The organism is Paractinoplanes atraurantiacus (genome assembly GCF_900215205.1).
GTDB classification, from domain to species: Bacteria; Actinomycetota; Actinomycetes; order Mycobacteriales; family Micromonosporaceae; genus Actinoplanes; species Actinoplanes atraurantiacus.
This window is the reverse complement of the sequence record NZ_OBDY01000053.1, coordinates 1-18,467: the sequence shown is the minus strand read 5'-3', so window position 1 is coordinate 18,467 and position 18,467 is coordinate 1. Positions and strand designations below refer to the sequence as shown.

At 70.9% G+C, this 18,467-nt stretch carries 19 protein-coding genes; 9 read left to right on the top strand and 10 right to left on the bottom strand.

The annotated features are described in order from the left end of the window. Positions 1–8 precede the first annotated feature (8 nt). Complete coding sequence (locus tag CRP55_RS50205; protein ID WP_245924008.1) at positions 9–545, bottom strand: GNAT family N-acetyltransferase; 537 nt, start codon at positions 543–545, stop codon at positions 9–11. 37 nt (positions 546–582) lie between these two features. Further along, on the bottom strand, positions 583–1,410 hold the full coding sequence (locus CRP55_RS50200; protein WP_218855201.1) for an ATP-grasp domain-containing protein: 828 nt from the start codon (positions 1,408–1,410) through the stop codon (positions 583–585). Between the two features lie 54 nt (positions 1,411–1,464). On the opposite strand from CRP55_RS50200, the gene CRP55_RS50195 reads away from it, so the two are divergent. Next, the gene (locus CRP55_RS50195; protein WP_097329206.1) at positions 1,465–1,857 is read left to right on the top strand and encodes a hypothetical protein; all 393 of its coding nucleotides are present in this window, start codon (positions 1,465–1,467) and stop codon (positions 1,855–1,857) included. Positions 1,858–2,315: 458 nt separating this feature from the next. Here the strand turns inward: CRP55_RS50195 and CRP55_RS50190 are convergent, their stop codons facing one another. Together CRP55_RS50190 and CRP55_RS50185 are read right to left on the bottom strand one after the other, a co-directional pair. Next, positions 2,316–4,715, bottom strand: a complete 2,400-nt coding sequence (locus CRP55_RS50190; RefSeq protein ID WP_097329205.1) for a transglycosylase domain-containing protein — start codon at positions 4,713–4,715, stop codon at positions 2,316–2,318. 57 nt (positions 4,716–4,772) lie between these two features. Continuing rightward, positions 4,773–5,201, bottom strand: coding sequence for a helix-turn-helix domain-containing protein (locus tag CRP55_RS50185; protein ID WP_097329204.1), 429 nt, complete (start codon positions 5,199–5,201; stop codon positions 4,773–4,775). Positions 5,202–5,274: 73 nt separating this feature from the next. Between CRP55_RS50185 and CRP55_RS50180 the strand changes: the two genes are divergently transcribed. The 4 genes from CRP55_RS50180 (at position 5,275) to CRP55_RS50165 (ending at position 9,906) form a co-directional block, all read left to right on the top strand. Continuing rightward, positions 5,275–6,081: a class I SAM-dependent methyltransferase gene (locus CRP55_RS50180; RefSeq protein WP_097329203.1), complete on the top strand. Its 807-nt coding sequence runs from the start codon at positions 5,275–5,277 to the stop codon at positions 6,079–6,081. A gap of 92 nt (positions 6,082–6,173) precedes the next feature. Then, a complete protein-coding gene (locus CRP55_RS50175; protein ID WP_097329202.1) occupies positions 6,174–6,596 on the top strand; it encodes an ATP-binding protein in 423 nt (140 codons plus the stop codon). Positions 6,597–6,614: 18 nt separating this feature from the next. Continuing rightward, the gene (locus CRP55_RS50170) at positions 6,615–7,802 is read left to right on the top strand and encodes a PP2C family protein-serine/threonine phosphatase (RefSeq protein WP_097329201.1); all 1,188 of its coding nucleotides are present in this window, start codon (positions 6,615–6,617) and stop codon (positions 7,800–7,802) included. 37 nt (positions 7,803–7,839) lie between these two features. Next, the gene (locus CRP55_RS50165) at positions 7,840–9,906 is read left to right on the top strand and encodes a sensor histidine kinase (RefSeq protein WP_097329200.1); all 2,067 of its coding nucleotides are present in this window, start codon (positions 7,840–7,842) and stop codon (positions 9,904–9,906) included. On the opposite strand, the gene CRP55_RS50160 is transcribed toward CRP55_RS50165, so the two are convergent. From CRP55_RS50160 to CRP55_RS50150, 3 genes are read right to left on the bottom strand one after another with little or no spacing between them, the layout of a single operon-like run. After that, positions 9,843–10,733 carry a methyl-accepting chemotaxis protein gene (locus CRP55_RS50160; protein ID WP_245924005.1) on the bottom strand — a complete coding sequence of 297 codons (891 nt, stop codon included), beginning with the start codon at positions 10,731–10,733 and terminating at the stop codon, positions 9,843–9,845. The genes CRP55_RS50165 and CRP55_RS50160 overlap by 64 nt on opposite strands. Next, positions 10,730–11,272: a PAS domain-containing protein gene (locus tag CRP55_RS50155; RefSeq protein WP_097329199.1), complete on the bottom strand. Its 543-nt coding sequence runs from the start codon at positions 11,270–11,272 to the stop codon at positions 10,730–10,732. Before CRP55_RS50155 ends, CRP55_RS50160 begins: the two co-directional genes overlap by 4 nt. A 26-nt stretch (positions 11,273–11,298) precedes the next feature. Next, positions 11,299–12,063, bottom strand: coding sequence for a helix-turn-helix transcriptional regulator (locus CRP55_RS50150; RefSeq protein WP_097329227.1), 765 nt, complete (start codon positions 12,061–12,063; stop codon positions 11,299–11,301). Between the two features lie 87 nt (positions 12,064–12,150). On the opposite strand from CRP55_RS50150, the gene CRP55_RS50145 reads away from it, so the two are divergent. Next, the gene (locus CRP55_RS50145; RefSeq protein WP_218855199.1) at positions 12,151–12,978 is read left to right on the top strand and encodes an oxidoreductase; all 828 of its coding nucleotides are present in this window, start codon (positions 12,151–12,153) and stop codon (positions 12,976–12,978) included. Here CRP55_RS50145 and lexA read toward each other — a convergent pair. From lexA to CRP55_RS50130, 3 genes are read right to left on the bottom strand one after another with little or no spacing between them, the layout of a single operon-like run. After that, positions 12,975–13,634, bottom strand: coding sequence for a transcriptional repressor LexA (gene lexA / locus CRP55_RS50140; protein ID WP_438865860.1), 660 nt, complete (start codon positions 13,632–13,634; stop codon positions 12,975–12,977). The two genes, CRP55_RS50145 and lexA, sit on opposite strands and share 4 nt — an antisense overlap. Continuing rightward, positions 13,603–14,361, bottom strand: coding sequence for a membrane protein insertase YidC (yidC, locus tag CRP55_RS50135; RefSeq protein ID WP_097329196.1), 759 nt, complete (start codon positions 14,359–14,361; stop codon positions 13,603–13,605). The genes lexA and yidC overlap by 32 nt, the downstream gene beginning before the upstream one ends. A 27-nt stretch (positions 14,362–14,388) precedes the next feature. Continuing rightward, positions 14,389–14,652, bottom strand: coding sequence for a DUF6412 domain-containing protein (locus CRP55_RS50130; RefSeq protein WP_218855197.1), 264 nt, complete (start codon positions 14,650–14,652; stop codon positions 14,389–14,391). A gap of 106 nt (positions 14,653–14,758) precedes the next feature. Between CRP55_RS50130 and CRP55_RS55970 the strand changes: the two genes are divergently transcribed. The 3 genes from CRP55_RS55970 to CRP55_RS52660 all read left to right on the top strand — a co-directional run. Next, the gene (locus tag CRP55_RS55970) at positions 14,759–17,542 is read left to right on the top strand and encodes a helix-turn-helix transcriptional regulator (protein ID WP_281260874.1); all 2,784 of its coding nucleotides are present in this window, start codon (positions 14,759–14,761) and stop codon (positions 17,540–17,542) included. Positions 17,543–17,605: 63 nt separating this feature from the next. Next, the gene (locus CRP55_RS50120; RefSeq protein WP_097329195.1) at positions 17,606–18,109 is read left to right on the top strand and encodes a cupin domain-containing protein; all 504 of its coding nucleotides are present in this window, start codon (positions 17,606–17,608) and stop codon (positions 18,107–18,109) included. A gap of 26 nt (positions 18,110–18,135) precedes the next feature. Then, the coding region (locus CRP55_RS52660) for a helix-turn-helix domain-containing protein (protein ID WP_143235537.1) at positions 18,136–18,467 on the top strand (332 nt) is incomplete at its 3' end.

The following is an 18,467-nucleotide window of genomic DNA, read 5'->3' as shown; positions in this document are numbered from 1 at the left end:
CGCCTTGCTCACAACCGGTCGAAGGGGCCGGCATAGGAGAAATGGCCGGTCGTGCCGTCGTACTGGCTGAGGGTCCGGACCTGGAAGTAGTCGCCCCACGAGGGGTCCGGCGCGGTTATCCCCAGCGGCCGGGACGGGACGAAGCCGAAACGATGGTAGAAGGCCGGGTCGCCCAGCAGCGCGACCAGAGGCTCGCCGAGCGCGTCGGCGGCACCCAGAACGGCGTGCATCAGGGCGGTGCCGGCACCGGCTCTCTGCCGGAGCGGGAGAACACTCAGAGGGCCGAGACCAAGAGCCGGCCGGGCGCCGACATGAGCCCGGGTGGCGACCACGTGGCCGACCACGGCACCGTCCTCGACCGCCACCAACGACAGCTGCGAGATCCAGCCGGCATCGTCTCGCAACCGCGACACCAGGGTCGCCTCGCCCGGATCTCCACCCGGCTCCGCCGGCGGCGCGCTGTACGGGGCCCCCCGGAACGCGGCGGCCGTGACCGCGCGGATCGCGTCGACATCATCGGGACGTTCACGCCGAATAATCACCATGGAACCATCGGGCCCTCAGCTGATCTCGTCAACGCCTTTACCGCGCGGCGAGCCGTACGAGCGAATCCGTCATGGCCTCGACGAACCGGTCGCGCGCCGGCGGGCTGACCCGGTCCAGGGACAGGAAAGGGTTCAGGTCTTCCAACTCCACGAGCAGCAGGCCGCCGTCCCGGGTCCGGCAGGCGTCCACCCGCTGGATGCCGTGGTCGACGGTGTTCCAGTCGATGAAGCGCTGAGCGAAGGCAAGGTCGGCCTCGTCCGGCTCGTACGGCTCGAGGTCCCACCGCCGGTCCGTCCGGGGCGCGTACAAGGCGTACTGGAATTGATGATCGACGAAATAGAAGGACACCTCGTACCGGAAGTCGATGTGAGGCTGCACCAGCAGATCCGTGAAGTCGAGCCCGGCCAGCCCCGGCCGTTCGACCACGGCCAGCCCGGCCGAGTCCGCCCCGAACTTCGGCTTCGCCACGTACCGGCCGCTCTCCGGCAGCCGCCCCAGATCCTCGAGCCGGTCCACAGTCGGAATCACCGGATAGCCCGCCGCGAACAGATCGAGCAGATACTGCTTGCCGGCCATGTCACCCTTGCCGGTCAACGCGGTGAAGACCCGCACACCCGCCTCAGCGGCGGCCGCACGAAACGCCTCGTACTCCGCCTGGTAGTTCAGCACCGGCCCGCTGTTGCGCACCACCACCACGTCGAAGTCGCCCATCAGCGCGCGAACATCAAGCGGATGGCACACCGCCAGATCAAAACGGCCACGCAGCCGCGACGTCAGATAGATGTCCTCGTCGCAGTAACGACGCCCACGGGCTTCATACCCGAGATCGCTGACATACAGAACACGAGACCGCCCAGAGATCACCACCCCATCCTCACACGCGAAACGGCGCGCGCCGGCGCATGGCATGCTGCCCCGGTGCGCATCAACTCACGGGCCCTCACTCGCTTCGGCGCGGTGACCTGGGAGCAGATCGCCGACCGGATCGAGAAGTGGACCGCCCCGCACGCGCCGGTCATGGCCGACCTGGTGGCCGGCATCCGGACCTCCGCGGCCGACCGCCTGGCGGGCTTCATGTCGATGCACGACCTGGCCGTCACCACAACCCCGATACCCGACGACGGCCCGATCGACGTCATCTGGATCAGGCCACAACCAGCCGACAGCCCTCACTCCCAAGACATATTGATCGAGCACTGGTCCGCCACCGGCCGGGACGACCGCATCGCGCGCCCCGCCCCCGAGGCCGTCGCACTGTTCTGGCGCTTCACCCACGAGAAGTGGGGCATCCATCCCTCCCACCCCCGGTAAAGGCCCGGTCTCGGACCGGCTCCACCCCTGGCGACCCGCCCGCGCGCGGTCGTCGCGGAGCCCCCGCGCTGGGAGCAGGCTGACCGCGACGCCGTGCGCCGCCCGGGCATGGCGACGAGCCCGACGTAGCGGTTGTCGCGCCCACCAGCGTGGCGATCACGGACGCATTGCGCCGGCCACCGATGACCGCAAGCGTGGCTCTCCAAAGCCCGGGTCGAGAAGCGGTTTGAAGCCGCCACCCAACCCGCGCGACCGGCCTGGAATTGCCGCCCGGCCCACCACCCGGCGTGCCTGCCCGGCAGACGCTCCCACCCGGACCCCAGCGCGGCAGCGAACCCCCAGCACCGCGCTCCACGAGGTGACCGCCCAGCTCACCCCGCACCCAGAGCCCAGTGACCCCCGCCTGGCACCCTCCGCCCCCGGCCGTCGTGCGCAAGCGAGCCCAACCCACTTAGCGTTCAGTCTCCCGGCCGGGGCGGCGTGATGATCGGAGGCAACCCAGGCAGAGCCGGTTTCGGAACGTCCTTACCGTTGCTGACCTCGATCGTCACGATGCCGCCCTTGATCGTGCGGCCGCTGGGAGACGTCCCCGCCGCCGTGCCGACCGGGCACTTCGAGTCCACGTCGCGGCCGATGTACGTGCGGAAGCCCAGGTCCCGCAGGCGATCGCGGGCCTCGCTCAGCGGGTCGCATGTCACGTCCGGGATGCGGCGCTGGTCGCCGTACGCGATCTTTCGGCTCTCCGGGCGCTTGAACTGGACGTACGGCTTGCCCTCCATGTAGTCGGCCAGTGTCTTGTAGACCGCCGGGTTCACCTGGGCGTGCCGCAACCTGTCCTTGTGGGCCTGGTAGTCCGGGTTGACCAGATAGCCCGCCACCACCAGCGACGTCGTTCCCGCGATCAGCGACGCCGTGCGGTCGCGGTCCGTCGTGCCGGTCTTGCCGAAGACCGGGTGGCCGACCACGTCTCTGGTCTGCGGGGCCGTCGCACCCTGGCAGCTGCCCAGGCGGGCCGAGTCGCCGACCGGGCAGCGGGTCGCGTCCAGCGCCGCCCGGGCCACGTCGGCGCTGGTCGCCCGGTTGCAGTTGGGTTTGCCGATGTCGAGTTTCTGGCCGCTGTTGGTGACGATCTGCTCGATCGGCGTCGGCTCGCAGTACATGCCGTCGCCGGCCAGGGTGGCGTACGCGTTCGCCATGTCCAGCGGGGTCGTCGCCGACACGCCCAGGGTGAACGCACCCCACTGGTGTGAATAGCCTGGTGAGGCCAGCTTGGCGTCGCTCGGCGCCCGGAATTTGATGCCGAAGCGTTTCGCCGCGTCGACCACCCTTTCCGCGCCTATCTGCTCCTCCAGCGGCACGAAGTAGGTGTTGATGGATTTGCCGAAGGCCGTCCACATGTTGAAGACGCCCTCGCCTCCTCCGCCCGAGTTCTGCGGGCACCAGAAGTGGGTGCCGTCGCAGGCCGACTCGCTGCGGGAGCTGATGATGTAGCTGGACCGGTACTGCTTCTCCGTCTTGATCTGGTACGCCAGTGGGACGCCCTTTTCCAGCGCCGCCACCATCGTGAACATCTTCATCACCGAGCCGGCCTGGTAGCCCGTGATGTCGCCGCCGCCGGTCAGCAGCGGGTTGGTCGTGTTCGGGTAGCTGCCCCGGATGCCCCGCTTGCGTTTGGCCGGGTCGGAGGACATGTAGTTCTTCGACTCGTCGAGCTTGAACCGGCGGTTGGCCGCCAGCAGGCGGACCTTGCCCGTGCCGGGCTGCACCGCGGCCAGCAGGAGCGCGTTCGTGTCCTTCTCGGAGATCAGCTGGGCGATGCGCTTGCGGGCCTGGCTCTGCGCCTTCACGTCGATCGTCGTCGTGATGCGGTAGCCGCCGCTCTTCAGGCGCCGCTCACGGTCGTACGACGTCGCCCCGAACTCTTCTCTCTCCATCCACCACCGGTAGAAGAAGTCGCAGAAGAAGCCCCACTCGTTCCGGGAGACCGACACGCAGCCGTTGCCGATGGGCTTCACCACTTTCGGGATCGGCTCTTTGATCGCCTTGGCCGCCTGGGCCTGGGTGATGGCGCCCATCTCGACCATGCCGGGAATGACGTACGTGTCGCGGCGCAGCTTGATCGCCTTGTAGCCCTCGGCGGTGGTCGGGTCGAACGCGGACGGGGCCTTGACGACCGCCGCCAGCAGGGCCGCCTGGCCGATCGTCAGGTCTTTCGGCTTCTTGTTGAAATACACCTGGCTGGCGGCGAAGATCCCGTACGTCTGCTTGCCGAACGGTGCGATGTTCAGGTAGCGCTCGAGGATCTGATCTTTCGTCAGCTCCTTTTCGACCTGCATCGCGTACTTCATCTCGGTGACTTTGCGTTTCGGGGTGTCCTCGGTCGCGTCGACGACTTCCTGCGGGCTGGTCGCGGAGTAGGCCAGCGACATCCGTACCCACTGCATGGTGATCGTCGAGGCGCCCTGCTTGGACTTGCCGTTGTTGTTGTTCACCAGGGCCCGCGCGACGCCTTTGAGATCGACGCCGTTGTGGTTGTAGAACTCGCGGTCCTCGGCGGCGACCATCGCGTCACGCATGAATTTCGACATGTCCTTGAGCCGCACGTCGCTGCGGAACTCGTCGTAGAACTGCGCGAGCTGTGTCTTGTTGTCGGACGCGTAGACCCGGGTGATCTGCGGGGAGTTGAACTCCTTGAGCTCGCCGGGCAGGCTCGCGAACGTCTCGCCGCCGGCCTTGGCGGCCAGCCCGGACATCGCGACCACGGGGAACGCGGCCGCCGCGACCACGACGCCGGCCAGCAGTCCGCAGAGCAAGAACGCGAATCCGTTGAAGAAGATGTTGTGATCGCGCCGCCGCATCCAGGAACTCACAGAACCACCATCCGTGACTAGGCGTCGAGCCGCGTCAATCAAACCTCATTTTGTCAACTTGCGCTTCCCCCGAAAAGGAGCAATTCGGCCGGGGTGAGACAGGGCCGCCATGAAGGTCGGACACTCGGCGTGGCTCGGCGCGCGGCAGGCCGCGGTGTGCCGCAGGGCGTCCCGCAGCACGGTCAGCTCCTGGATGGTCGAGGTGAGCTCGTCGGCCCGCGCGGCCAGCATCTTCCGGTCGAGCGCGGGCGCGTCACCGGGGCCGGCCGGGATGAGCCGGCCGATCTCGTCGAGGGAGAAGCCGGCGTTGCGCCCCAGGGCGATCAGCGCCAGCCGCTGCATCACCCCGGCGTCGTACTGCCGGCGCAGGCCACGCCGCCCGTTCGGGGCGATCAGGCCTTTCTCCTCGTAGTAGCGCAGGGCGGAGACGGGCAGCCCGGAGCGGCGCGCCACCTCACCGATGTCCAGGTCCACCGCGGGTCTCCCTTGACCTCAAGCCGACTTGAGCTGGAACGCTGACACGGACGACGCGGAAAGGCAAGGGGTTATGGCGACAGTGGATCAGGCGGCCCGGTGGAACGGTCCGGGCGGACAGGGCTGGGTGGCATCGCAGGCGATGCTGGAGGAGTTGTTCCGGCCGTTCGAACAGGTGCTGATCGAGGGCCTGCCGGCGGGTGAGGTGCTCGACGTCGGCTGCGGCACCGGCGCGACGACGGCCGCGATCGCGCGCACGCCGGGCCGCCGGGCGGTCGGCATCGACGTCTCGACACCGATGATCACGGCCGCCCGCCGGCGGGAGGGCGACGGCATTGCATTTATCGAAGCCGATGCGCAGGTGTACGACTTCCCACCCGCCTCGTTCGACGCCATCGTCTCCCGCTTCGGCGTGATGTTCTTTCCCGAGCCGGTGCGCGCTTTCGCCAATCTTCGGCGAGCTTCGAAGCCGCTTGCGGGTGTACGCCTCGTCGTGTGGCGAGACATCGATGACAACCCGTTCATGACGACCGCCGAGCGGGCAGCCGGGCCGCTGCTGCCCGAGTTGCCGCCGCGCCGGGACGGGCCGGGCCAGTTCGGGCTGGCCGACCCCTCGCTGGTGCGGGAGATCCTGGCCGAGAGCGGCTGGTCGGACGTCGAGCTGGAGCCACTGGACGTCGAGCTGACCATGCCGGAGAGCGAGCTGACCGGTTATTTCACGCGACTCGGCCCGGTCGGCCAGATCCTGGCGGACGTGGAGGAGCCGAGGCGCTCGCGGATCATCGAGACGGTTCGGGCGGCCTTCGACCCCTTCATTAGTGGCACTAACGTTCGCTTCACCGCGTCCTGCTGGCTGATCACGGCCCGCAACGCGGGCTGAACAGACACCCGGACGGGTGATGTGACGGTCGTGACCAGGGTGAAGATGATCCACAAGCTTTGCGGCGCGCCCGGCGGGGCACTAGAGGGCGCATGACGGGATGGCGGATGATGCAGCCGCTCACCGCCGAGGAAGTCGGCCGGTGGACGATCGGCGAGCCGGTGGAGTTACGGATCCTGCGGGCCGAGATGCGGAAAGTGGACACTGTGCCGGCCAGCGACACGCTGCTCGTGGTGGCGACCGAGCTGGCCTCGAACGCGCTGCGGCACGCCCGGTCGCGGGCCGTCGTCGCGTTGCTGCGCCGCCCCGACGCGGTGATCATCGACGTGGCCGACCGGGATCCGCGAGGACGCCCGGCCGTCGACGCCCGCCGTCCGAAAAGGTCGGGTGGGCTGGGGCTGCGGCTCACCGAACGGCTCGCGCTCGACGTCGGCTGGTACCCGGCGGTGGGCGGTAAACACGTGTGGGCCAGGTTCGCACTTCCCGCCTCCCGTCCGGGGGGTCACTCCAACTAGGGTGGCCTCGTGGGGGCGATGCGTGACGACGAGCGGCTACGCCGCCTGGAGTCCGTCACTGATGCCGCCCTGTCCCGGCTCGAGGTCTCCGATCTGCTCGACGAGTTGCTGGAGCGGGTGCGCGATCTGCTCGACGCCGACACCGCCGCCATCATGCTGCTCGACTCGCACGCCCAGCAGCTCGTCGCCACCGCCGCCAGGGGCCTCGAGCAGGAGATCCGCCAGGGCATCCGGGTGCCGGTCGGCCAGGGCTTCTCGGGCCGGGTCGCGCAGGCCCGCCGCCCGGTGGTGCTGCACGACGTGACCGCCGACGACGTGGTCAGCCCGGTGCTGATCGAGAAGGGCATCCGCTCGCTGCTCGGCGTGCCGGTGCTGGCCGCCGGCGAGATCATCGGCGTGCTGCACGTGGGCACCTGCTCGCCCCGGCATTTCACCGGCGACGACATCCGTCTGCTCGAGGTGGCGGCCGACCGGGCCGGCGCGGCCGGGCAGATCCGGGCCCGCAAGCTCGACCAGGCCGCGGCCCTGGCCCTGCAGCGCAGCCTGCTGCCGCCGCTGCTGCCCGAGCTGCCCGACCTCTCGTTCGCGGCCCGCTACGTGCCCGGTCACGACTTCGGTCTCGGCGGCGACTGGTACGACGTGTTCCGCCTGCCCTCGGGCCCGCTCGGGCTGGTCATCGGCGACGTGTCCGGCCACGGGCTGGCCTCGGCCGTGGTGATGGGCCGCGTCCGGAGCGCGCTGCGGGCGTACACCCTGATGAGTGACGATCCGGCCGAGGTCCTCACCCTCCTGGACCGAAAGGTCCGGCATTTCGAGGCCGGCAGTCTCACCACGGCCCTGTACGCGACGATCTCACCCGACCACACCACGGTCCACCTCTCCTCGGCCGGTCACCTGCTCCCGGTGCTGGCCCTGCCGAACGGTCAGAAGGGCCTGGTCGAGATGCCCGTCGACGCCCCACTGGGCGTCGGCGCCGGCCGCCCGCGGCAAACCACGCGGATCGATCTGCCGCCCGGCGCCCTGATGCTGTGCTACACCGACGGGCTCATCGAGCGCCGCGACCGGGTCATCGACGTCGGCATCGACGCCCTCATCGAGGTGGTGCGGCCGGCGGCGCCCGAGCAGGTCTGCTCCGAGGTGATGACCAGCATCGGCCTCGACCAGCCGACCGACGACATCGCGGTCCTGGCGGTCCACCGGCGATAGCCGCTCAGCAGATCGCCGAGACGGCCGATGATTCAGCGTGAGGCTCGCGCGCAGGATCAGGCCCGCGCTCGTCCCACTGCTGATCTGGCTGGTGCTGGTCGCGGTGGGCACCGCGGTGCTGTTCTGGCAGCAGTACGACAGCCGGCAGTCGCTGGCGCAGCGCTTCAACCTGCGAGTCGGCCTGCTCGGCGACTTCGTCACCAGCTACACCGGCGATCTGATGGACCGGGAGCGGGTGCAGGCCCGCGCCTCGCTCTCCGACCCGACCGTCGACGCGCGCGACTTCGCCCGCGCGGTCGCCGGCTTCGGCTATCCGGCCGCCGTCCTGCTCGACTCGAAGGGCCGGGCACTGCAGGTCGTGCCGCACGACCCGACGATCATCGGCAAGGACCTGGCCGCGCGCTACACCCACCTGTGGACCGCCCTGAACGACGGCCGGACCGCCGTGTCCCCGGTCGTGTCGTCGGCCGTGCGCGGCCTGCCGGTGGTCGCCTTCGCGGTGCCCTTCCAGACCACCAGCGGGCGGCGCGTCTTCTCCGGCGCGGTGGAGATCCGCGACAGCCCGCTGTCGACCTATCTGTCCACCGCCCTCACCTACAGTGGCGCCCAGGTGCAGCTGGTCGACGGCAACGGCAGCATCGTCGCCGCGAACGGGACGCTCGACGGTGCGGTGCCCACCCTGGCCGGCGAGAACGAGCCGCTGGCGGCGGCCCTGCGCCAGAACGCCAAGGGCCGATATCAGGCCGGCGGCCGGTGGTGGCGATATTCGTCCACCCCGATCGAGGGCACGCCGTGGCGGCTGTCGGCCGCGGTACCCGAGGACGTGCTGTTCGCGACGCTGGGCGACAACGAGATCGCCGGGCGGGCCGGTCTGGCCGGAGCGGCCGTGGTCGGCCTGCTGGTGGTGGCCGCGGCCGGCCGGGCCCGGCGCAGCCGCCAGGACCTGCGGCTCAGCGAGGACCGGTTCCGCAAGGTCTTCGACGGTTCCCGGATCGGCATGACCCTGACCGACACCGAGGGCCGCTACGTGCGGGTCAACCCGGCCGCGGCCGAGCTGTTCGGCCGATCCGAGGCCGACCTGATCGGCCGCCGTAGCGACGACATCACCCATCCGGACGACGTGGGCCGGGCCGCCGAGCACATCCGCGACTGCCTCTCCGGCCGGACAGACGGCTTCGACCTGGAGAAACGGTACGTCCACGCGGACGGCCGGATCATCGACGCGTCGGTCACCAGCGCCCTGCTGCGCGACAACGAGGGCCGCCCGCAGTACTTCGCCATGCAGATCATCGACACCACCGAGCGCCGTGCCCTGGAACGGGCCCGGCTCGCCGACCGGGCCGAGCTGGCCGAGCACGCCGAGCGACTTCAGCAGGTCAACGCCCATCTGGGCGACGTCATGGCGATGCTCAGCCACGACGTCCGCCAGCCGCTGACCCGCATCATCGGCCTCGGCGAGCTGCTCCTGGACGACTGGGGAGAGTCGACGGCCGAGGCCAAGCTTCACGATGTACGCCGGATGACCGCGGCCGGGCACAGCGCCAGTGAGCTGGTCACCGACATCCTGACCCTCGCCCAGCTCGACGCGGGGGCGCTGGTGGCCCGGCCCGTACGAGTGGACCTGTCGCACCTGGTCCGTGCGGCCGTGGCCGCCGAGCAGGTCACCGTGGTGGCGCCCGACGAGATCTACGGCTTCGCCGACCCCAAGCATCTCCAGCTCATCCTGGGCAACCTGATCGCCAACGCCGACAAGTACGGCGAGCCGCCGGTCACGGTGACCGTGGCCAACCGGCGCGACCACGTCGAGGTCAAGGTGGCCGACGAGGGCGAAGGCGTCCCCGAGGCGTTCGTCGAGCACCTGTTCGACCGTTTCGCCCGCGCCGAGAGCGGCGTCGCCACCCGGACCAGCGGCACCGGGCTCGGGCTGTACCTGGTGCGCCAGCTGGCCCAGGCGGGCGGCCTGGACGTCAGCTACCGCCCCAACCAGCCGCGCGGCGCCGCCTTCCTGGTCACGGTCCCGCACGCGTACGAGGCCCCGGTCTACGACCCCCGAGCGGAGGAGACGAAGCGGGTGACCTCACCCCGCAGGACCTCGGCCAACTGAGACAGCCCCGACATGCCCGAGTCGTGGCCGCCGTCGATGGCCTGGGCGATGCCGTTGACCAGGCCGCTCATCTCCCGGATGCTCGCCGTCACCGCCTCCAGCACGCGCACCGCGTCGTTGGCGGCCTGCTGCACGGTGGTGACCTGCCCGAGGATCTCCTCGCTGGACGAGCTGGTCTCGGTGGCCAGGCTCTTCACCTCGCTGGCGACCACGCTGAAGCCGCGGCCCATCTCACCGGCCCGGGCCGCCTCGATCGTCGCGTTCAGCGCCAGCAGCCGGGTCTGCGCGGCCACGCTGTTGATCAGGTCGACCGCGCGGCGGATCTCGTCCGAGGCCGCGCGCAGCGACCCGACCGTGACCAGCCCGCGCTCCGCGTCGGAGACGGCCTCGCGGGCGAAGTCGGCCAGCCCGTTGGCCGAGGCCCCCATCTCGGTCGCGGCGGTGGCGACCTGCTCGGAGACGGTGAGCACGGCCGACTCGAGCTCGTCGGCGAGCGCCACCCGCGACTGGGCGGCCTCGCCGAGCTGAGCGGCGGACACGCTCATCTGATCGCTGGAGTGCGAGATCTGCGCGGCCGCCTTGCGGAAGGAGCCGGACAGGCCGCGGGTGAGGAACCGCCGGTGGAAGCGCCCTTCGGCGGCGGCGTCGAGGGCGGCGCCGGACTCGCGGACGAAGGCGTCGGTGACGTCGAGCAGCCCGTTGAGCTTGATCCGGGTCTCGCGGGCCACCTCGGAGCCGTCGACCTTGGGCAGCCGCGCCTCGAGATCGCCGGCCTTGGCCCGGTCACACACCTCGCCGATCATCCGGAGGACGTCGTCGCCGGTCACCGGAGGCCGCCATTGGTGAGTTCCCAGACGTACTCGTCGTAGGTCTGCCCGCGCCCGGTCAGAGTGTCCTGCAACAGCTGCCAGCCGGCTTCGAGCGCGGCCGGCGAGCTGGAGTGCCGCTGTTCCTCGGCCCGGAGCCGCCGGTAGAGCTCGGCCACGGCGGTCACGGCCGCCTTGTCGGGCGTACGCCGGCTCGAGTGATACCCGATGATCCGGTCGCCGGCGTCGTAGGAGGGCGTGACGTGCGCGAACACCCAGTAGTGGCCGCCGTCGGAGGCGAGATTGACGACGTACGCGAAGATCTCCTGCCGGTTCTTGAGGGTGTCCCAGAGCAGCTTGAAGATCGCCCGGGGCATGTCCGGATGCCGAATGATGTTGTGCGGCTGCCCGACCGCGTCGTCCTCGTCGAGCGCCGAGATCCGCAGAAACACGTCGTTCGCGTACGTGAGAACGCCCCGGGTATCGGTCTTCGTCACGATGATCTCGTCCTCGCGAAAGGTCCGCTCGATCCCCGTCGGAGCGACACGTGTTGCCCTCATGTCACTATCGTGACGATCGGGATGCCTCAGATGTGCGTCTTTGGCTGGTAAACGACCAGAATTTGACCCGGCGCGCCCCGCACGTCGAACGACTGCGACACGACCGGCAACGGGCCGGTGTCCGGGTGGACCAGCTCGATGGCGTCCAGGGTCTTGCCGTGGACGGCGTGCGACGACCAGAGCGCGGCGAAATCGACGCTCTCCTCGCCGAGCTCGCGGACCAGGTCGCGCAGGCGGGGATAGTCCGGGTCGAGGCCGGCGGCGTGGCGCAGGCCGGCCACGACCGACTCGGCGAAATCGTCCCAGCGGGCGAAGAACGCGCGGGCCGCCGGGTCGAGGAACGTCATGCGGGCCAGGTTGTCCACGGCCGCGAACGGCGAGAACAACTGCTCGGCCCGGGCGTTGGCCGCGATGAAGTCCTTGGCCGGGTTGAGCACGAAGGCCGCGGCGCTCTGGGCGTCGATGAGCTGCCGCAGCGGGCCGCTGACCGTCTCCTCGGGCTTGTCCCGGCCGTCCGGCGTCGCGCCGGCCAGGCGGAAGAGGTGCTCGCGGGCCTGGTCGTCCATCCGCAGGGCGCGGCCGATGGCCTCCACGACCTGCGATGACGGGCTGTGCTCGCGGCCCTGCTCCAGGCGGGCGTAGTAGTCGCTGTTCATGCCGGCCAGCACGGCGACCTCTTCACGCCGCAGACCCACGACCCTTCGTTTGCCGTACGAGGTCAGGCCCACGTCGCCGGGCCGCAGCCGGGAACGATGGACGCGCAGGAACTCGCCGAGGTCGTTGCCGCTCACGCGTCGAGGCTAGGCCGCGATCGGGCGGGCTGCCTGGGTACGACACGTCCTGGCCGGGACCCTGACCAGGCGCGCAGGGTTTTCGGCGTGACACATACCTTTCTGATCACCGGGGTCAGCGGCGGACTCGGGCGTGCCTTCGCCGTCGCCGCCCTGGAAGCCGGGCACACCGTGGCCGGAACCGTGCGCACCGAGGCCGACGCGACGGCGTTCGCCGCGCTGCACCCCTCACGGGCCCACGCGCGCCTCCTCGACGTCACCGACGACGACGCGGTCGTCGCGGTGGTGACCGAGGTCGAGGAGGCCGTCGGGCCGGTCGACGTGCTGATCGCCAACGCGGGGTACGGGGTGGAGGGCACCTTCGAGGAGACGCCGCTGCCGGTTCTGCAGACCCAGTTCGCCACGAACGTGTTCGGGGCGGCGGCCACCATCCAGGCCGTGCTGCCGTTCATGCGCGCACGCCGGCGCGGCCACATCATGGCTGTCACGTCGATGGGCGGGCTGGCCGGCTTCCCGGGAGTCTCCGCCTACTGCGGCAGCAAATACGCCCTCGAAGGCCTCCTCGAGTCGCTGGCACCGGAGGTCGCCGGCTTCGGCATCCACGTCACGGCTCTGGCGCCCGGGTCGTTCCGCACCGACTGGGCCGGGCGCTCGATGACCAGGGCGCCGCGAACCATCGCCGACTACGACGAGGTCTTCGGGCCGATCCGCGCGGCGCGGCAGAGGGCCAGCGGCAACCAGCTCGGCGACCCGGCGCGGGCCGCGGCCGCCGTCCTGCGGATCGTCGGCGCCGCCGAGCCGCCGCGGCATCTCGTGCTCGGCTCCGACGCCCTGCGCGTGGTGCGGACGGCCCGTGAGGCCGTCGACCGTGACATCGCCGCGTGGGAAGAGCTCTCGCTCTCGACCGATTTCTAAGTACGCCGGAGGACCGAGACGACCTTGCCGAGGATGACCGCCTGGTCGCCGTCGATGTTGTCGTAGGCCGGGTTGCGGGGCTCCAGGACCACGTGGCCGGCGCGGCGGCGGTAGACCTTGACGGTGGCCTCGTCGTCGATCATGGCGGCCACGATGTCGCCGTTGTAGGCCTCCTGCTGCTGCTTGACGATGACCAGGTCGCCGTCGCAGATGGCGGCGTCGATCATCGAGTCGCCCCGCACGCGCAGGCCGAACAGGGTGCCGCGGCCCACCAGGTCGCGGGGGAGCGGCAGCACCTCGTCGGAGTTCTGCTCGGCCAGGATGGGCGTGCCGGCGGCGATGTCGCCCAGCACCGGCACGCCCACCGTGGTCGTCTCGCTCCGCTGCTGCGGCACCGGCTGCAGGAACATGCGCACATCGACCGGGCGGGTCGAGCGGCCGCGGCGCAGGAAGCCGTACTCCTCCAGGACACGCAGATGCCGGCTGACCGTCGAGGTCGAGGCCAGGCCGATCGCGTCGGCGATCTCGCGGGTCGAGGGGGAGTAGCCGTGCCGCAACGCCCACTTCTGGATCACGGAGAGGATCTGGCGTTGCCGCTCGTTCAATGTCGACGTGTCGAGAGCCTCATCCGGTAGCACCCTGTGATCTTGCCTTATCGCCGTCGGCGCCGCGAGGCGGCTCGCCGGGCATCGGGTACCGGCGCCTGATCCAGGCCTGCTGGGCGAGGCCGAACAGGTTCTGCGTCACCCAGTAGACGATCACCCCGAGCGGGAAGATCACGCCGGAGATCAGCAGGGAGGCCGGGATGCCGTACAGCATGAGGCGTTGAACGAGCCCGTCGCCCTGTATCGACATGCGGGTGGACAGGTAGGTCGTGACGATCATGACGGCGATCAGGGCCGCGGTGACGAGCTGGACGGTCAGCGCCGGTGCGCCCAGGTGGTGGCCGAAGGTGGCGGCGATGGGCGCGCCGAGCAGCTCGGCGTGTGCGGCGCTGTCGAACTGGGTCTGCGTCCAGCCGTACAAAGTAGCCATCGTTGATCCGGGTTTGATGTGGCGCAGAACGTGCAGCAGGCCGATGAAGACCGGGATCTGCACCAGCAGCGGCAGGAAGCCGGCGAACGGGCTGACCTTCTCGGAACGGTAGAGGGCGGCGACGGCTTCGGGGTCGTTACCCAGCTCGCGGACGCGCGGCAACAGGGCCTGGACGGCGTGCTGCGACTTCACCTGGCGCACGGCGAGCGGCAGCAGGAGCACGCGGATGGTCAGGACGAGAAAGACGATGCCCAGGATCCAGGGCCAGTCGGGACTGGACAGCACACGCTCCCAGAGAGCGTGCCAGAACAAGAGCACGGCGGAGATCGCCGTGTAGACGGCAGACATGAAGAACCCCTCGAGGACGAAGACGAATTACCGGGCGGGAGCGAGCCGCCGGGTAGGTCCTCGAGGTCGGGTACGCCCCGCAGCGTCGGGGTCGCGATGACGGGGCAGGATGCGCGCGGCGCGCTGCCGCAGCACGCCGGGCGTGACCTGCGGGGCGCCGACCGGGGAACGGTGGGTGGCGGCGGCGACGGCCGCGAGCACGGCCACCAGCAGGGCGCCCACGACCAGACCGGCCGGGCTGACATCGGTCAGCGCGCCGATCAGGTGCCACAGGGCCACCGACCAGATCACGCGGCCAACCGTAGCTCGCGGCGGCAACCCCACTACCGGCTAACCGGTAGTGGGGAGTGGGGCTGGCCGCGATGTGCGGATCGGCCGCCTTGCCGAGGATGTTGACATGATGCTGGTCAACACGGCCGGTCGCGAGCTGCGCGGCCGACAGCGGGAACAGCAGGAGCTCGATCGTGTCCTGCGGGAGGTGCGGGACGGCCGGAGCCGGGCGCTGGTGCTGCGGGGCGAGGCGGGCACGGGCAAGACGGCGCTGCTGAGACACTTGGGCGGCGAAGCCGGGCGTGACGGGGACCTGCGAGTGTTGCGGACCGCGGGCGTCGAGTCGGAGTCGGAGATCGCCTACTCGGCGCTGCAACAGCTGTGCGCGCCGCTGATCGGCGAGCTCGACCGGCTGCCGGCGCCGCAGCGGGCCGCGCTGAGCGTGGCCTTCGGGCTGAGCGCGGGCGAGACGCCGGAGCTGCTGATCCTCGGCATGGCCACGCTGGGGCTGCTGAGCGCGCACGGCCGGCCGGTGGTGTGCCTGGTCGACGACGTGCAGTGGCTCGACCGGCTGTCCGGGCTGATCCTGGCCTTCGTGGCGCGGCGGCTGAAGGACGAGTCGGTGGCGCTGGTCTTCGCCGTGCGCGACCCGGCCCCCGAGCCGATCCTCACCGACCTGCCCGAGATCAGGGTCGAGGGCCTGCCCGAGGCGGAGGCGGGCGCGCTGCTCGACTCGGTGCTGACCGGGCCGGTGGACGCCCGCGTCCGCGACCGGATCCTGGCCGAGACCCGCGGCAACCCGCTCGCCTTGCTGGAGCTGACGAAAGGGCTGTCCGCGGCGGAGCTGGCGTTCGGGTTCGGCGGCTGCGGTGTGGCGTCGCTGGAGAGCCGGGTCGAGGCGGGATTTCGCCAGCGGATCGCGGCCCTGCCCGGGCCGGCCCGCATGGCCCTGATCGCGGCGGCGGTGGAACCGGTCGGCGACGTGCTGTTGCTGCGCCGGGCGCTGGAGACGCTGGGCCTCTCACCCGAGGCGGCGGCCCCGGCCGAGATCGACGGGCTGATCGAGATCGGCACGGCGGTGCGCTTCTCGCATCCGCTGGTCCGCTCGGCCGCGTGGCGGTCGGCCGACGTGGCCTCGTTGCGCGAGGTGCACCGCGCGCTGGCCGAGGCGACCGACGGGGAACGCGACCCGGACCGCCGGGCCTGGCATCGGGCCCACGCCACGGCCGGACCCGACCAGGAGGTGGCGGCCGAGCTGGAGAAGTCGGCCGGCCGGGCCCTGGCCCGGGGCGGCCGGTCGGCGGCCGCGGCGTTCCTGGAACGGGCGGCCGAACTGACCCGCGACCAGCAACGCCGGGGCGCGCTGCTGGTGTCGGCGGCCGGCACGAGGGCCCACGCCGGCTCGTACGCCCAGGTCCCGGACCTGCTGGCCGCGGCCGAGATCGGCCCGCTGAGCGACCTGGACCGGGCCCGTGTGGAGCGGCTGCGGGCCCAGGTGGCGTTCGCGGTCACCCACGGCCGCGAGTCGGGCCCGGCACTGCTGGCGGCCGCGGTCCGGTTGCGGTCGCTCGACCCGGTCGCGGCCCGCGACACGTTCCTGTCGGCGATCGGGGCCGCCCTCTACGCGGGCCGGCTCGGCGGCGACGACCTGCGCCGGGCCGCCCTCGCGGCCCGGGACGCGCTTGTCGGCGCGGACCGCCGCGATCCGCTTCCCGCCGGCCCGGACTTCCGTGGCCCCCTTCCCGCCGGGCTCGACTTTCGCGATCTGCTGCTGGCCGGGCTGACGACGTGGATTCTCGACGGGCGCGACCGGGCGCTGCCGCTGCTCGCCCGGGCCCTCGACGCGATGACCGAACCGGAGGACCTGAGCCTGATCTGGCTGACCTCCCCGGTCGCCCACGAGCTGCACCGGATGGACGACGCCTACCGGATGAGCGAGCGCGCCGTCGCCTTCGCCCGCGACACCGGCGCCCTCTCGCTCCTGCCGACCGCGTTCGCCCTTCAAGCCCGGAGCCTGGTGTACGCGGGCCGCTTCGCCGACGCCGCGCGGCTCCTCGACGAGCTGGACGCGGCCGTCCGCCTCACCGGCGGCGCGGTCATGCAGCCGACCCACCTGGTGCTGGCGGCCTACCGGGGCCGCGAGCGCCCGGCCCTCGACCTGATCGAGGAACAGCTCCGCGACGCCGCCGCCTGGAACGACGGCCGCCGCCACACGATGGCCGCGCACGCCAAGGCCGTCCTCCACAACGGACTGGGCAACCACAAGGCGGCCCTGGCCGCGGCCCAGGAAAGCGCCGCCTACCCGGACCTGGGCCTGCACCAGTGGCCGCTGCTGGAATTGGTCGAGGCGGCCGTGCACACCGGCGACCAGCCGATCGCGGTCTCGGCCTGCGCGTCGCTGCGGGAGCGCACGGCAACCGTGGACACCGCCTGGTCGCGGGGCATGCAGGCGCTGGCCGACGGGCTGGCCGCCGCCGACGAGCAGAGTTTCCGCGTGGCCATCGAGGAGTTGTCGGCACCCGAGACGACCCTGGAGGCCCACCGGGCCCGCCTGTTGTTCGGGGAGTGGCTGCGCCGGGCCGGGCGCCGGGCGGAGGCGCGCCTGCACCTGCGTACGGCCTACGAGGCCTTCACCGAGATGGGCGCCGAGGGCTTCGCCGAGCGGGCCTGCCGAGAACTGGCCGCCTGCGGCGGAAACACCATTGTCCGTACGGTGGCCGACCCCCGTACCACCGAAAAGCTCACACCCCAGGAGTCGGCCATCGCCGCCATGGCCGTGCAGGGCCGCACCAACGGCGAGATCGCGGGATCGATGTTCCTGAGCCCGCGCACTGTCGAATGGCACCTCCGCAAGATCTACGCCAAGCTCGGCATCGCCTCCCGGAGGGAGCTGACCTCAGCCCTCAGCTGACAGCGGGCCCGGGTGACTCCGAATTGGCTGGCTGGTGGTCGCGTGATGCGGTAAGCACGTCGCATGACGACATCGGAGCCGCCGCCGTTGACCGTGGTGTCGCCGGGCGGCGGACTTGTGGGCGACCTGGGCGACATCGGCGTGCATTTCAAGCTGTGGGGCGAGGACACCGGCGGCGCGCTGGCGATCGTCGAGCACCCGTTTCCGGTCGGCGCTCTGGTCGCGCCGCACATGCACACCAGGGAGGACGAATACTCGATCGTCACCGAGGGCGAGATCGGGTTTCGCTCGGGTGACCGCGAGGTGGTGCTCGGGCCGGGCGGCTACATCACCAAGCCGCGCGGTGAGCTGCACGCGATGTGGAACGCCGGCGCGGTCCCGGCCCGGATGACCGAGATCATCACCCCGGCCGGCTTCGAGCACTTCTTCCGTGAGGTGGCGGAGATACTCGCGGCCGGCCCGGCGGCGGCGGGTCAGGGCGCCGACCTCGCGGAGCGCTACGGCTTGCGGTTCGGCGAGCCCGACTGGCTGCCGGGCATCATCGAGCGCTTCGGCCTGACCACCTAGTGTCACGTGTCTGAAGTGATTTGACGGTGGTGGTGCGGGACAATGAAGGCATGTCAGTTGCTGCGCCGTTGGTTCTGCGTCCTGGTGATGGTGCGCGTCTGCGGGAGCTGACGCGTTCGTCGACTGCGCCGGCTGGTCATGTGCAGCGGGCGCGGATGGTGTTGCTGGCGGCGGAGGGCTTGCCGAACGCCGAGATCGGCCGGCAGGTCGGGATGACCCGGCAGACGGTGATCGCGTGGCGGGCCCGATACGAGACCGGCGGGATCGACGCCCTGGCGGATCTGCCTCGGTCGGGCCGGCCCCCGGTCATCGACGAGTCGGCGGTGATCTCCTCGACGCTGAATCCGCCGCCGGACGG